The 13,503-nt window shown below is 63.8% G+C and carries 13 protein-coding genes and 2 pseudogenes; 10 read left to right on the top strand and 5 right to left on the bottom strand.

Features of this window, described 5'->3' with window-relative positions; all coding sequences use genetic code 11:
• Nucleotides 1-102: 102 nt before the first annotated feature.
• A complete protein-coding gene (locus L6D81_RS25205) occupies nucleotides 103-2,880 on the top strand; it encodes a hybrid sensor histidine kinase/response regulator (RefSeq protein WP_236182372.1) in 2,778 nt (925 codons plus the stop codon).
• Nucleotides 2,881-2,942: 62 nt separating this feature from the next.
• A complete protein-coding gene (locus L6D81_RS25200) occupies nucleotides 2,943-3,539 on the top strand; it encodes a MarC family protein (protein WP_179692808.1) in 597 nt (198 codons plus the stop codon).
• Between the two features lie 58 nt (nucleotides 3,540-3,597).
• On the opposite strand, the gene cobJ is transcribed toward L6D81_RS25200, so the two are convergent.
• From cobJ to cobG, 4 genes are read right to left on the bottom strand one after another with little or no spacing between them, the layout of a single operon-like run.
• Nucleotides 3,598-5,301 carry a precorrin-3B C(17)-methyltransferase gene (gene cobJ, locus L6D81_RS25195; RefSeq protein ID WP_236182371.1) on the bottom strand — a complete coding sequence of 568 codons (1,704 nt, stop codon included), beginning with the start codon at nucleotides 5,299-5,301 and terminating at the stop codon, nucleotides 3,598-3,600.
• Nucleotides 5,301-6,035 carry a precorrin-2 C(20)-methyltransferase gene (locus L6D81_RS25190; RefSeq protein ID WP_373874342.1) on the bottom strand — a complete coding sequence of 245 codons (735 nt, stop codon included), beginning with the start codon at nucleotides 6,033-6,035 and terminating at the stop codon, nucleotides 5,301-5,303. Before L6D81_RS25190 ends, cobJ begins: the two co-directional genes overlap by 1 nt.
• Nucleotides 6,032-6,658 (bottom strand): precorrin-8X methylmutase, encoded by a 627-nt coding sequence (locus tag L6D81_RS25185; RefSeq protein ID WP_236182370.1) that lies wholly within the window; start codon nucleotides 6,656-6,658, stop codon nucleotides 6,032-6,034. Before L6D81_RS25185 ends, L6D81_RS25190 begins: the two co-directional genes overlap by 4 nt.
• Complete coding sequence (gene cobG / locus L6D81_RS25180; RefSeq protein WP_276574241.1) at nucleotides 6,651-7,949, bottom strand: precorrin-3B synthase; 1,299 nt, start codon at nucleotides 7,947-7,949, stop codon at nucleotides 6,651-6,653. The genes L6D81_RS25185 and cobG overlap by 8 nt, the downstream gene beginning before the upstream one ends.
• Nucleotides 7,950-8,093: 144 nt before the next feature.
• Here cobG and cbiE point away from each other — a divergent pair, with 144 nt between their 5' ends.
• From cbiE to L6D81_RS25140, 8 genes and pseudogenes are all read left to right on the top strand, one after another.
• Nucleotides 8,094-9,305 carry a precorrin-6y C5,15-methyltransferase (decarboxylating) subunit CbiE gene (gene cbiE / locus L6D81_RS25175; protein WP_236182369.1) on the top strand — a complete coding sequence of 404 codons (1,212 nt, stop codon included), beginning with the start codon at nucleotides 8,094-8,096 and terminating at the stop codon, nucleotides 9,303-9,305.
• Complete coding sequence (locus L6D81_RS25170) at nucleotides 9,298-10,395, top strand: cobalt-precorrin-5B (C(1))-methyltransferase (RefSeq protein WP_236182368.1); 1,098 nt, start codon at nucleotides 9,298-9,300, stop codon at nucleotides 10,393-10,395. Before cbiE ends, L6D81_RS25170 begins: the two co-directional genes overlap by 8 nt.
• A complete protein-coding gene (locus L6D81_RS25165; protein ID WP_236182367.1) occupies nucleotides 10,392-11,120 on the top strand; it encodes a cobalt-precorrin-6A reductase in 729 nt (242 codons plus the stop codon). Before L6D81_RS25170 ends, L6D81_RS25165 begins: the two co-directional genes overlap by 4 nt.
• Nucleotides 11,121-11,311: 191 nt before the next feature.
• Nucleotides 11,312-11,614 carry a type II toxin-antitoxin system RelE/ParE family toxin gene (locus L6D81_RS25160; RefSeq protein ID WP_236182366.1) on the top strand — a complete coding sequence of 101 codons (303 nt, stop codon included), beginning with the start codon at nucleotides 11,312-11,314 and terminating at the stop codon, nucleotides 11,612-11,614.
• Nucleotides 11,615-11,617: 3 nt separating this feature from the next.
• Nucleotides 11,618-11,908: an addiction module antidote protein gene (locus tag L6D81_RS25155; protein ID WP_085609233.1), complete on the top strand. Its 291-nt coding sequence runs from the start codon at nucleotides 11,618-11,620 to the stop codon at nucleotides 11,906-11,908.
• A gap of 97 nt (nucleotides 11,909-12,005) precedes the next feature.
• Complete coding sequence (locus tag L6D81_RS25150; protein WP_236182365.1) at nucleotides 12,006-12,407, top strand: DUF2946 domain-containing protein; 402 nt, start codon at nucleotides 12,006-12,008, stop codon at nucleotides 12,405-12,407.
• Between the two features lie 48 nt (nucleotides 12,408-12,455).
• The gene (locus tag L6D81_RS25145) at nucleotides 12,456-12,935 is read left to right on the top strand and encodes a copper chaperone PCu(A)C (RefSeq protein WP_236182364.1); all 480 of its coding nucleotides are present in this window, start codon (nucleotides 12,456-12,458) and stop codon (nucleotides 12,933-12,935) included.
• Between the two features lie 21 nt (nucleotides 12,936-12,956).
• Nucleotides 12,957-13,301 (top strand): annotated as a pseudogene (locus tag L6D81_RS25140) (DUF2946 domain-containing protein); the annotation flags it as partial.
• Here L6D81_RS25140 and L6D81_RS29765 read toward each other — a convergent pair.
• A pseudogene (locus L6D81_RS29765) lies at nucleotides 13,275-13,503 on the bottom strand (hypothetical protein); the annotation flags it as partial. The pseudogenes L6D81_RS25140 and L6D81_RS29765 sit on opposite strands and share 27 nt — an antisense overlap.

Genomic DNA, 13,503 nt, shown 5'->3' with positions numbered 1-13,503 from the left:
TAAGCTACGCTGTGTTTCCGGCAGGGGCTCATCGCCCTTGCCGGACTGTTCCGACGCTGCGCATCGTTATATTCTGGCATCAACCTACGAAGGGATTTCGCCGTGCGCTGGCTCAGGATTGCCATAGGCTTCACCGTCACGCTGTTGACCTTGCTCTGCATGCTCCCGGCCCAGGCCGCACAAGGCAGTGGCTGGTCGGTATTGCTCGACGATCAGGGCAACCTCCAGCTGAGCGACATCCGCTCCGCCCGCTACACCAATCAATTCAGCCCTATCGAGCTTGACCGCCTCACCGCGGCCGAACCCGATGGCGCCTTGTGGCTGCGCTTCAGGCTGGCGCCCGGCAAGCACGAGCAAGTGCTGCGGATCTTCGCCCCAGACCTGTCGCACCTCAATCTGTATGTCCTCGACGGCGACCGCCTGATCGAGCAACGCGACACCGGCACCGCTCAACCCCAGGTGGAACGACCGTTGCCGAGCAGCGACTTCATGCTGCCGTTGCCGCAGAGCGACAAGCCCCTCGATGTCTACCTGCGACTGGTCTCCGATCATCAGTTGCGCCCTTACATCACCCTGCAATCGGCGGTGATGGCCGCGGCCAATCACAACCAGACCCTGGTCTACGGCCTGCTGTTCGGCTGTCTGGCGATGCTGATCCTGCACAACCTGATCCGCTACGCCTACACCCGCTCGCGCAGCAGCCTGTGGCTGGCCGTCTGTGAAGCGCTGCTGAGCCTGAGCCTGTTGCTGCTGCTCAACCTCGCCGGGCCGTGGCTGCCGAACTGGCACGCGATCCAGACCCCCGGCGCCTATCTGGCGCTGCTGCTGACCGCACCGGCCGGCCTGATGTTCGCCTACCGCTTTTTCGCTCCGCTCGGCCCGCATCCGCTGAACAAGCTGCTGATCGGCGACATTCTGTTCATCGTGATCTGCAGCCTGTTGCTGTTGTTCGTCAACACCCTGCCGCTGAACATCATTACCTATGCACTCGTCGCCCTGGCCGGCCTGAGCATGTTGCTGGTGGGTTCCTATCACTGGCAAAAAGGCTACCGCCCTGCCCGGCTGTTCGTTGCCGCCATGGTGGTGTTCAACATCGGCACGCTGATCATCCTCCCGGCCTTGCTGGGTCTGACCCTGGTGGCGCCACAAGGCCTGATCATGACCCTGATGGGTTTCATCTGCATCAGCGGCCTGCTGATGAGCATCGCCCTGGGCGAGCGCCAGCGCAGCATCACCGAAAGCCGCTTCAGCATCAGCCGCGACCTTGCGGCGAGCAACGCCGAGATCAATGCCAAGGCCGAATTCCTGGCCAAGATCAGCCACGAAATCCGCACGCCGATGAACGGCGTACTGGGCATGACCGAACTGCTGCTTGGCACGCCGCTGTCGGTCAAGCAACGCGACTACGTGCAGACCATCCACAGCGCCGGCAACGAACTGCTGACCCTGATCAACGAGATCCTCGACATCTCGCGGCTCGAGTCCGGCCAGATCGAACTGGACGATGTGCAGTTCGACCTCAACGCGCTGATCGATGATTGCCTGAGTATTTACCGCGCCAAGGCCGAACAGCAGAACGTTGAACTGATCAGCTTCATCCAGCCGCAAGTGCCACGGGTCATCAGTGGTGACCCGACGCGCCTGCGCCAGACATTGCTGAGTCTGTTGGAAAACGCCCTGAAGAAAACCGAAGAAGGCGAAGTGCTGGTGGTGGTCGCCCTCGACGAACGCGGCGCCGGGCCACGCCTGCGCATTGCCGTGCAGGACAGCGGCCAGCCGATGGATCAGGAAGAACGCGACGCACTGATGCACGCCGAGTTGCACAGCAAGCACTTCCTGTCGGCCAACCGCCTGGGCGGCAATCTCGGTCTGGTGATCGCCCGCCAATTGATCCGTTTGATGCAGGGCGAGTTCGGCATCAAGAGCGGCGCCAGCCAGGGCAGCACGCTGTGGCTGACCCTGCCGCTGGACCCCGATCGTCTGGAGCACCCGACCTCGGACCTCGACAGCCCGCTGCAAGGCGCCCGCGTGCTGGTGGTCGACGACAACGACACCTGCCGCAAGGTGCTGGTGCAGCAATGCAGCGCCTGGGGCCTGAACGTCAGCGCCGTGCCGTCGGGCAAGGAAGCGCTGGCCCTGCTGCGCACCAAGGCACACCTGCGGGATTACTTTGACGTGGTTCTGCTGGACCAGAACATGCCCGGCATGACCGGCATGCAACTGGCGGCCAAGATCAAGGAAGACCCGAGCCTGAACCACGACATCCTGCTGATCATGCTCACCGGCATCAGCAATGCGCCGAGCAAGATCATCGCGCGCAATTCGGGGATCAAGCGCATCCTGGCCAAACCGGTGGCCGGCTACACCCTCAAGACCACGCTCGCTGACGAGCTGAACCAGCGCAACCGCGGCCAGGTGGTGTTCCAGCCGCAGCCAGCCAGCCCCGCTGCGCCGGTCAAGGTGCCAAGCGACTTCCGCATTCTGGTGGCCGAAGACAATACGATTTCCACCAAGGTCATCCGTGGCATGCTCGGCAAACTCAATCTGCAACCGGACACTGCCAGCAATGGCGAAGAAGCCCTGCAGGCAATGAAAGCCCAGCGTTATGACCTGGTGTTGATGGACTGCGAAATGCCGATCCTCGACGGGTTCTCGGCGACTCAGCAATTGCGCGCATGGGAAGTCAGCAACCAGCGCATCCGCACGCCGATCGTTGCCCTGACGGCGCACATCCTCGCTGAACACAAGGAGCGCGCGCGTCAGGCCGGGATGGACGGGCACATGGCCAAACCGGTGGAGTTGTCGCAACTGCGTGAGCTGATCGAGCATTGGGTGGCCCAGCGCGATCAACAGAACCGAGCGACGACGCAACCGTCGTGAGCCGACAGACGCGATAGCGCCTGTTAGACTCCCCCGACCTTCCCCGCCAGCGAGCCTGCGCCATGCTCCACGTGTTATTCAGTGTTTACCTGAAGATGCTGGTGCTCTACAGCCCGTTCTTCGTGTTGTCCTGTTTCATCAGTCTGACCCGTGGTTATTCGCGCAAGGAACAACGCCGTCTGGCCTGGAAAGTGGCGATCGCCACCCTGGTCTCGAGCGTGTTGCTGTATCTGTTCGGGCGGGTGATTTTCGACGTGTTCGGCATCACGGTGGATGCCTTCCGCATCGGTGCCGGTAGCGTGCTGTTCATTTCGGCGCTGGGCATGGCGCAGGGCAAGTCCGCCGTGCAGACCGACAACGTGCAGCAGGATGTGACGATTGTTCCGCTGACGATTCCGCTGACCGTCGGCCCCGGCACCATCGGTGCGCTATTGGTGATGGGCGTCAGCCAGCCACACTGGGACGACAAGCTGTTCGCGATCATGAGCATCGCCCTCGCCAGCTTCACGGTCGGGGTGGTGCTGTATCTGTCGAACCGCATCGAGCGGATTCTCGGCGACCAGGGTCTGCAAATCGTCAGCCGCCTGATGGGGCTGTTCGTGTGCGCGCTCGCGGCGCAGATCATCTTTACCGGCGTGAAGGGTTATCTGGTGCCCTGAAACCCGTTTCGCGAGAGAAACAAATGAAAAGCGGCTCCGCAAGAGCCGCTTTTTTGCATCAGCCGTTTGGCTTTTCCCCGTACCAACGCGGCGTATACACCCACGCCCCACCCTCGACACGAGGGAAGGTGCAGGTAGTCGACGAACCGATCAACACCATGGTGCGCATGTCAACTTGATCCGGGGTCAATGCGCCCAGCGTGATGGTGCGCAACGTCTGGCCGGGACGGCCGATATCGCGCCCCAGCACCACGGGTGTTTCTGGCGTGCGATGTTGCGCGACGATTTCCAGCGCGCGCCCGAGTTGCCACGGACGGGCGCGGGAGATCGGGTTGTAGAACGCCAGCGCCAGATCCGCTTCGGCAGCGAGGTCCAGACGTTTCTCGATGATCGACCACGGTTTGAGGTTGTCCGAGAGCGACATCACGCAGAAGTCGTGACCCAGCGGTGCACCGGCCTGAGCGGCGGTGGCGAGCGAGGCGGACACACCCGGCAGGATCTCCAGATCGACGCTGTGCCACGCCGGGTCCGTCGACTCGTGCAACGCTTCGAGCACTGCCGCCGCCATGGCGAACACACCCGGATCGCCCGATGAAACGACAATCACCGAACGGCCCTGAGCGGCCAGCCTGAAGGCGTGACGGGCGCGCTGCATCTCTTCACGGTTGTCGGTGCAATGTTGCACCTGATCGTCGCGGAACGGGCCGGCCATGCGCACGTAGGTTTCGTAACCCAGCACGTCGGTGGCCCGGGCCAGTTCGGCTTTTACCGCCGGCACCATCAGCTCGGCCGCGCCCGGACCGAGGCCGATGACAGCCAGACGTCCGCGCGGGCGCCCCACCTGCGAAACGTCCAGCGGCTGATCGGCCACGGCGATGGCAAGGTCGGGGGATGTTGTGATGATTCGAGCGTCGGGCACTGCGTCGCGAGCCAGCTCACCTATCTCGCTCGCCGGCGCGACAAAGCGCAGCGGCACCGCCAGTTCAAGCGCGGCTTCACGCAATGCCGGACTGGCCATCTGAACATCAGCCGCCACCAGGCAGGCCAGCGATTGAATCGCCACACCGGCCTGCGCCAACGCATCGCGGATCGCGCCCGACAGGTCGGCTATATCGGCACCGACCGCCACCGCCACGCTGCGCGGAAAAATCAGCAACTCACTGGCGCTCGCTGCGCGAGCATCGCTGCCGACATGAATCGAGCGCTGCGCCTGGGGATCTTCCGGCAGTTGCGCTTGCTCAAGCCACGGCGCAGCGCCGTCGATGCGCACGCTGTGGCCGGCGAGCAGATCGGAGACAAAGCGTTTGCCCTGCTCAAGATCGCCGAGGGCATAACCGCCGGGCGGGTTGAGCAGGCAAGTGCCGAAACGCAATTCGCCGCTGGTGGTGATCGCCGCGGCCACTTCAAGCGCCGCGGCCATCTCGCGGGCCATGACATTCACCCCGCCCAGACCGCCGAGCAGCGGCACCACGGCGCTGCCGTCTTCAGCCACGGCGAGCACCGGCGGTTCGGCGCCTTTCTCCAGCAACAGCGGCGCCAGTGTGCGGATGACAATGCCCGCCGCGCACAAGGCAATGATCGGCGTGTCCTGTTGATACAGCTCGCGCACGGTCGCGCCGAATTCGCTGTAAGTCCGGTCGGCGCCTTCGACGCGTCCTTTCAGTCCGAGAACCTGCGCGCCGGGATAGACCTGCTGCAGACGACGGGCCGTGGCCAGCGCGCCCTGGCCGAGAATGACGATGGCCGGTGTGGAATGGGTCATCAGCCTTGCCACCGTTCGCCGGGCACAATGATCAGCGAGAAGTACGGCGACGACATCGGCTCGACCTCATCCAGCGGCACGATCTTCTGATTGGCCATGGTCGCGCGCTCGACGTACAGCGCACGCTCGGCCAGGCCCAGCTCTGCCAACACCTCGCGCACTTTCGGGAAATTGCGCCCCAGTTTCATGATCACTGCCGCGTCGGCATCGGCCAGACGGCGCTTGAGCTCCTCATGAGGCAGCACGCCGGACAGCACCGACAGGCTCTGATTGCGATACACCAGCGGCGCGCCCAGCACCGAAGCGCCGCCCAGCATCGAGCAGACGCCCGGCACGACTTCGGCTTCGTAACGGCTGGCGAGGCGATCGTGCAGGTACATGTAGGAACCGTAGAAGAACGGGTCACCTTCGCAGATCACCGCCACGTCGCGACCGGCGTCCAGATGCGCGGCCACTTCCTCTGCCGCGTCATCGTAGAAATCACTGATCACCTGTTCGTAGGACAGCGGCGCCGGCAGCACTTCGGTGGTCACCGGGTACACCAGCGGCAGCAGGTTCTGCGCGTCCTGCAGGTGCGCTTCGATGATGCCGAACGCGTTACCCTTTTTGCCCTTGGCCACGAAATACGCCACCACCGGCGACTCACGCAGCAGGCGCAGGGCCTTGACGGTAATCAGTTCCGGATCACCGGGGCCGACGCCCAGGCCGATCAGACGTCCTTGAGCCTGCATCATTCGATCTCCGTGGCGAGGGCATTGACCGCAGCGGCGGCCATGGCGCTGCCGCCGAGGCGGCCCTGCATGATCACGAACGGCACGCCACGGCTGTTGGCGGCCAGCTCGGCCTTGGATTCGGCAGCGCCGACGAAGCCCACCGGGAAGCCGAGGATCAGCGCCGGTTTCGGGGCGCCGGCATCGAGCATTTCCAGCAGATAGAACAGCGCGGTCGGCGCGTTGCCGATCACCACCACGCTGCCTTCCAGATGCGGACGCCACAGTTCCAGCGCCGCAGCCGAGCGGGTGTTGCCCAACTCACGCGCCAGCGCCGGCACGCGCTCGTCGCGCAGGGTGCAGATCACTGGGTTGTTGGCCGGCAGGCGCGCACGGGTCACGCCCTCCGAAACCATCCGCGCATCGCACAGGATCGGCGCACCGGCGGCCAGCGCATCGCGCCCGGCCTTGCCGGCGCCTTCGGAGAATTGCAGCCCGTCGATCGCCTCGACCATGCCGCAGGCGTGGATGACCCGCACCGCGAGTTTTTCCAGATCGGCCGGGATGCGCGCGAGGTTGGCCTCGCGGCGAATGATCGCGAAGGAGTTGCGATAGATCTCCTGACCGTCGCGGATGTAATCAAGCATCAAGGGGGCTCCGTGAGCGGGCGGCGAGCAGGGTCGCGACCGCTTCGATAGTAAGGTGGTGGGCGTGCAGCGCGCCGAAACCCGGCAGCGCTGTATCGCGAAAATAGAGATCGTAGCGACCGGGGCCGACCGCCAGCAGCGTCACCGCAGCCCGATGCGCGGCAGCGCAGGAGCGCGGGCAGCCGGACAGGTGCACGTCCACGGCGTGTGGCAACAGCGTAGCCAGCAGGCGGGCATCATGCTTGGTGTCGGCCAGGCCTTTGCCGCAACCGTTGGCGCCGGTGCAGGCGATCAGATGCGCTAAAGGATCTTCGATATGGGTCAGCAGGTTCAGCTTGCCCAATTCGTCGAGCACTTGAAGGGCATCCACCTCACGCACATTGGGCAGCAACAGACTCTGCCAAGGGGTGAAACGCAGGCTGCCGTCGCCGAAGGTTCTGGCCAGTTGTGCGGCGCCACGCAGCATGTCCGGATCGAGGCGGCCGAGCGCCGGTGCGGCACCGACATAGACCTGACCGGGCAACTGCTGAGCGTGGATGCCGAGGTGCAAACCCTCTGATCCGGCTTCGCGCTGCCAACCTCTGGCAGCCTGGAGGTTGATCCGCTGACCGAGCGCTTCCAGAAACTTCGGCGCCGGGCATTCTTCCAGCAGATGGCGCATCCGGGCCTGATCCGGCCGGGCCAGATCGAGGAACAATTCCAGCACCGCCACCACCAGCGCATGTCCGTGCGCAAGCGCCACGGCGGCCAGCGGTCGCTCCGTCGGGCAACCCGCCAGGCCGAACGCCAACAGCGTTTGGCCGTGCTCTGCGTAGGCCGACAACCACAGATCGTGGGGATGTTCGAGCATCGCCAGCGCTTCACCACCATCCAGTTGCACGGCGAACTTGGCGCTCAGCTCATGAAAACGCGGATGGCTTTGCAGGGTCTCGAGGATCTGTCCGGCCAACGGGCGGGTATCGAATTGCATCTGCCGGTCGATACCGGCGGCGGGGCTGAGCATCAGGTTGCGCACATCGTCGCCCGCTGCGGTTCGCGGCCCGAGGCCGGCGGCCAGCAGGCTGTCGATCAGCGCGGCGGACTGCGCGCCGATGCCACGGATCTGCAGATTGCCCCGGTTGGTCGCCTCGATCGCCCCGCCGGCAAACCGCTCGGCGGCGTTGGCCACCGCATCGGCCTGATCGGCCGTGATCGAACCGCCATCGAGCTTGATCCGGCAGATCCCGCCATCCAGCGCCTGGACGATACGCAGCAACCCCGGACAGGCCGAGGGGCGTATGGCGTTGGACATCGGGCGTTCGTTCAAGGGCTGGCAACTCTGTGGGAAAGGCGCTTCGCGGGCGAAGGCGCGGTATTATGCCTGCTTTGTCCGACGGCATGAAAAGTCTGCCCGTCGGAACAGCGCGTTTGCGGACACTTTTTTGAGGGGCTACAGATGTCACCCTGGCTGACAGTAGTAGGAATCGGTGAAGACGGCTTCAAGGGCCTGGGCAAGAATGCCCGGCGCGCCCTGATGGACGCTTCACGGATCATCGGCGGTCAGCGTCAGCTGGATCTGTTGCCGGTGTGCATCCGTGGCGAGCGCCAATTGTGGCCGAGCCCGTTTTCCCTGGCCCCGGTTCTCGAACGTCGCGGCGAAGCGGTGTGCGTGCTGGCCAGCGGTGATCCGATGTTCTATGGCGTTGGCGCGAGTCTGGCGCGGCAGGTTACGGACGCCGAGATGCTGGTTCTGCCATCGCCCTCCTCCTGCTCGCTGGCGGCCGCCCGACTGGGCTGGTCGTTGCAGGACGTCAGCGTGCTGTCGCTGGTGGCTCGCCCGCTTGCCGCCCTCAACGCGCAACTGTTCAGCGGCGTACGCCTGTTGCTGCTGAGCAATGACGGCCAAAGCCCGACGGCCGTTGCAGCCTTGCTGCGCGAACGCGGATTCGGCGCCAGTCGCCTGAGCGTCCTGGAACATCTGGGCGGCAGCGCTGAACGCCGGATCGACAGCACCGCCAACGACTGGAACGATCCGCTCATTGCCGACCTCAACGTGATCGCCATCGAATGCCTGGGCGATCCGGATACACCGCGCCTGTCGCGTCTCGCCGGCCTGCCGGACTCGGCCTTCCAGCACGACGGCCAACTGACCAAGCGCGACGTGCGCGCCATCACCCTCGCCCGCCTCGCCCCGACCCCAGGCGAACTGCTGTGGGACGTCGGCGCCGGCAGCGGCTCGATCGGCATTGAGTGGATGCGCGCTCACCCGAGTTGCCGCGCCCTGGCCATCGAGGCCGACGACGGCCGACAGCAGTTGATCGAACACAACCGCGATGCCTTGGGCGTTCCCGGCCTGCAACTGATTCGCGGCAGTGCCCCGCAGGCCCTCACCGGGCTGGAACGTCCGGACGCCATCTTCATCGGCGGCGGCGTGACCCGCGAAGGCGTGCTCGACACCTGCTGGGAACACCTCAAACCCGGCGGCCGACTGGTGGCCAACGCCGTGACCCTGCAAAGCGAAATGACCTTGATGAGCTGGCGCGAACGCCACGGCGGCGAGCTGACCCGCATCCACATCGCCCAGGCGCAACCGCTGGGCGAATTCGATACCTGGCGCCAGGCGTTGCCGATTACCCTGCTCGATCTGGTCAAACCCCTCGATGCGTGACGAAACCGCCGAACAACCCGCGCCCCTGCGCAGTGGCCTGACCACCGGCAGCTGCGCCACGGCCACCAGCCTCGCCGCTGCCCGCCTGTTGCTCGGCGGCGTGGTGGCGGACGCCGTGCAGATCGTGTTGCCCAAGGGCAAGCAGGTGCAGATGCGCCTGGAGTTCTGTCGACTGACTGATGACGGCGCTGAAGCTGGGACGATCAAGGATGCCGGCGATGACCCGGACGTGACTCACGGCGCCCTGCTCTATTCGCGGGTGCGACTGATGGCCGGGCCGGGGATTCGCTTCATGGCCGGCAAGGGCGTCGGCACCGTGACCCGGCCGGGATTGGTGCTGGGCGTCGGCGAGCCGGCGATCAACCCGGTGCCGCGCAAGATGATCAGCGATCATCTGACATTGCTCGCCGAAGAAACCGGCTATCGCGGCGGCTTCGAGGTGACGGTCAATGTCGAGGGCGGTGAAGCCCTGGCATTGAAAACCATGAACCCGCGCCTGGGGATTTTGGGTGGCCTGTCGATTCTCGGCACCAGCGGCATCGTCCGGCCGTTTTCCTGCGCGGCGTACATCGCTTCGATCCACCAAGGCATCGACGTGGCGAAAACCAACGGCTACCTGCACATCGCCGCCTGCACCGGCAACGCCAGCGAAGACACCATGCGCCGGGTCTACAACCTGCCGGAAATCGCCCTGATCGAAATGGGCGACTTCGTCGGCGCGGTGCTCAAGCACCTGCGCAAAGTACCTGTGGATAAACTCAGCCTGTGCGGCGGCTTCGGTAAGATCAGCAAACTGGCGGCCGGGCACATGGACCTGCACTCGCGTCATTCGAGCATCGACCTGCCGCAACTGGCCGAGTGGGCGGCGGCAATTGGCGCCGACGACACCTTGCAGCAAGCCATTCGCGGGGCGAACACCAGCCAGCAGGCGTTGGCGATGGCCAGTGCGGCGGGTGTTGCCCTCGGTGATGAAGTTTGCCGCCATGCGCTGGAATTCGCCCGCAGCGTGGTGCCGGCGCAGGTGCAGGTCGAGGTGTTTGCGATTGATCGTCAGGGCGGCATCGTCGGTCATGCGGGGGCATTTGTGTGAAACGTATCTTGTTGCTGGGCGGCGTGACTGAAGCGCTGGCGATCGCGCGCACGTTGGGGCCGCAACACATTTACAGCCTGGCCGGGGTGGGCCGGGTGCCAACCGATCTGGCGTGTCAGGTGCGGGTCGGCGGCTACGGCGGCGCCGAAGGTCTGGCGCAGTTCATTCGCGACGAAAGCATCACACTTTTGCTCGACGCGACCCATCCCTACGCCGCACAAATCAGCCGGAACGCTGCCACCGCTGCGCAACTCACCGGCATCCCCTGCTGGGCCCTGCGCCGCGCCGCGTGGCAACCGCAACCCGGCGATGACTGGCGCGAAGTCGCCGACTGGGCCGAACTGATCACCGCCCTCGAACCCTTCCGCCGCCCCCTGTTCACCCTTGGCCGCGAACCGCTGCAACACCTCGACGAAATCCCCGCGCACCAGTTCTGGACCCTGCGCGCCCTCGACGCCTACCCCGGCAACGAACGCTGCGAAGTCATCGGCGCCCGTGGGCCGTTTCTGCTGGAAGATGAGCGGGCGCTGTTCAAACGCCGGCAGATCGACGTGCTGATCAGCAAGAACAGCGGCAGCACCGCGACCGAGCCGAAGCTGGAAGTGGCGCGGGAGCTTGGGGTGCCGGTGATGGTTTTGAAACGGCCGAAATTGGCGGGGGTTGATCGGGAGTTCATGAGTACGTCTGAAGTCCTGGAAGCCCTCTCTACGTCAGATAATTCCTGATTTCGAGCTAATCCTTGATTTGACCGGCAAATTTTCAGGAAGCAGCTGACTGTTCGCTCTTGCCACCTCACGCCAAGATTTCGATTCCTTTAATCCCCACAGATTTGCAGCGAGCAAATTCTTGAAGCGCATTGCAGCGTTCAAGAAAAATGCGGCTTGTCAGTCTGTATCCCAAGGAATACGATTTCGACATGATCGAATTTGAACGATCCCCTGCATTTGCCGATTGGCTCGACTCGATGAAAGACACCAACGGCAAAGCTCGCATCATCGCCAGACTTCGAGGCGCAGAGCATGGAAACATGGGTGATTGCGAGTTCGTTGGCAGTGCCGTTTATGAAATGCGTGTTCATTACGGTCCCGGCTACAGGATGTACTTCACACATAAAGGTGACGTGATTTATCTGCTACTGCTGGGGGGCGACAAGTCGACACAAAAACGAGATATCAAACGCGCCATCCGGATGGCGCAAAGCATCGGTAATGAGGAGTAAGTCATGACCGAAAAATTCACCCGCTTCGACGCTGCAGAGTTTCTTAAAACGCCCGAGGAAATGGCGGCTTACCTGGACGCTTGTTTTGACGAAGATGCTGGCGATGGCGTTCTCATCCGTGCAGCACTTAATGACATTGCCCGCGCCCAAGGCATGACCCAGGTTGCACGAGATGCAGGGCTGGGTCGCGAAAGCCTTTATAAAGCGCTGAGCAGCACTGGAAATCCGGAATTCGCGACTATCATGAAAGTCATGAAGGCGCTGGGTTTGCGGCTGCATGCCGTAGCAGGCTGAATCCTCTGCGACACCAAACCGCACGACGCTTTTTTACTTATCGGCCCTGATCAGGCTAAATAGCCGCGCCTGATCGCCCACCCTACGGATCTGTCCCATGAACCGACACCGGCTCGCATTTGCCTGGATCGCCTGCTTCGCAGTGCTGTTCAACATGCTCGCCATGCCGTTGACGGGAACGATGGCGCAGGCGGCGCAGACGCCGGCCGAGCAGTTGCTTTGGAGCAGTTTCTGCACCGGCAGCGGGACGAAGATGGTGGCGATCGACATCGGCAGCCTCGATCAGAAAGCGCCGCAGAGCGGTGACACTCATTCGACCATGCAGCATTGCTGGTGTTGTTCCGGATCGGCGCCGGTGGTGGCGTTGCCGGGGCATTCGCCGCAGCTGTATTTCGCCCGGTACGAAAGCAATCGCAGCGTGGCGCCCGTCTTGCTGCAAACCCCGACACCGCGCCAGCAATGGCCGAGCCTCAACCCCCGCGCCTCTCCTCTGGTTTGATTTGTTCCCGCATTTGACCTGCGTTTCAAATCGTTCTGGAGAACTGCCATGTTGAACAAATTCATCGTCATCGCTGCGCTGTTGCTGCCGGCGTGCTTCGCCCATGCCCACGAATACAAGGCGGGTGAGCTGGAAATCGCCCATCCATGGTCGCAGGAACTGCCGCCGAACGCGCCGACGGTCGCCGCGTATTTCATCATTCACAACGCCGGCAAGACGGCTGACCGCCTGCTCAGCGTCGACTCGCCGATCGCCCCGACAGCGGAACTGCACGAGCACGTGATGCAGGGCGATCTGATGAAGATGCAACAGGTGCCGAACGTGGCCATCCCGGCCGGTGGAAACGTGACCTTCGCGCCGATGGCCTATCACGTGATGCTGATGAACCCGACTGACCGCAGCCTGCTGACCGACGGCAAGCGCTTTCCCCTGACGATGCACTTCGAGAAGGCCGGTGACGTGACCGTCGAGGTCGCCGTGCAGAAGAAGCCACCGGAAGCCACACAAGACCACGCGCACGCCCAGTAACCGTTCCGGCAGACTCCGTCCATGCGCCCCCTGAGCGCCAGGCCCTCCCTGCAACGCCGTCAGACTGAACACCTGACCCGCGGCAGCTGGATCGCCCTGTTCGCCATGTTGATGATCTTCATCGGCCCGCTGATTTCCCAGTCGATGCCGATGGATCAGCACGCCTCGACCTCCATGCCGATGAGCATGGACATGTCGATGGACATGCCGGGAATGGATCATTCCGCGCATGAAGCGAAACCCTCGGCGGAACACTGCCCGCCGCAATCCTCGCACCACGTGCTGTGGGAAAAATGCGGTTATTGCAGCCTGCTGTTCAATTGCCCGGCGCTGACCGGCGGCGGCCATGCCGCTGCCTTGCACGTACGCGGTCGGTTGGCCGAGGTTCGGGAAAACCGTCTGGTCATCGCCGAACACCAGCAGGTGGCCTTTCTTGCTGTGCTGCTCCAGCAAGTGCAACAACTGCGCGCTCAGGCGCTCGACCGTGGCGACGCTGAAATGCGCCTGGTCGAAGCTCATGTGCAGCGCCAGGGTTTCACCCAGCGTCACGCCGAGGGTCAGCGGATAG

The organism is Pseudomonas sputi (genome assembly GCF_021603585.1).
Taxonomy (GTDB): domain Bacteria; phylum Pseudomonadota; class Gammaproteobacteria; order Pseudomonadales; family Pseudomonadaceae; genus Aquipseudomonas; species Aquipseudomonas sputi.
The sequence above is the reverse complement of the archived record's forward strand: the minus strand, read 5'-3'. Positions and strand labels throughout refer to the sequence as shown.

Excerpts from the sequence above, each read along its gene's own strand:
- L6D81_RS25160 (WP_236182366.1), top strand. The coding sequence starts at position 11,312 with ATGATCGAATTTGAACGATCCCCTGCATTTGCCGATTGGCTCGACTCG.
- cobG (WP_276574241.1), bottom strand. The coding sequence starts at position 7,949 with ATGTCCAACGCCATACGCCCCTCGGCCTGTCCGGGGTTGCTGCGTATC.
- L6D81_RS25145 (WP_236182364.1), top strand. The coding sequence starts at position 12,456 with ATGTTGAACAAATTCATCGTCATCGCTGCGCTGTTGCTGCCGGCGTGC.
- L6D81_RS25170 (WP_236182368.1), top strand. The coding sequence starts at position 9,298 with ATGCGTGACGAAACCGCCGAACAACCCGCGCCCCTGCGCAGTGGCCTG.
- L6D81_RS25150 (WP_236182365.1), top strand. The coding sequence starts at position 12,006 with ATGAACCGACACCGGCTCGCATTTGCCTGGATCGCCTGCTTCGCAGTG.
- cobJ (WP_236182371.1), bottom strand. The coding sequence starts at position 5,301 with ATGACCCATTCCACACCGGCCATCGTCATTCTCGGCCAGGGCGCGCTG.
- L6D81_RS25200 (WP_179692808.1), top strand. The coding sequence starts at position 2,943 with ATGCTCCACGTGTTATTCAGTGTTTACCTGAAGATGCTGGTGCTCTAC.
- cbiE (WP_236182369.1), top strand. The coding sequence starts at position 8,094 with ATGTCACCCTGGCTGACAGTAGTAGGAATCGGTGAAGACGGCTTCAAG.
- L6D81_RS25185 (WP_236182370.1), bottom strand. The coding sequence starts at position 6,658 with ATGCTTGATTACATCCGCGACGGTCAGGAGATCTATCGCAACTCCTTC.
- L6D81_RS25155 (WP_085609233.1), top strand. The coding sequence starts at position 11,618 with ATGACCGAAAAATTCACCCGCTTCGACGCTGCAGAGTTTCTTAAAACG.
- L6D81_RS25190 (WP_373874342.1), bottom strand. The coding sequence starts at position 6,035 with ATGATGCAGGCTCAAGGACGTCTGATCGGCCTGGGCGTCGGCCCCGGT.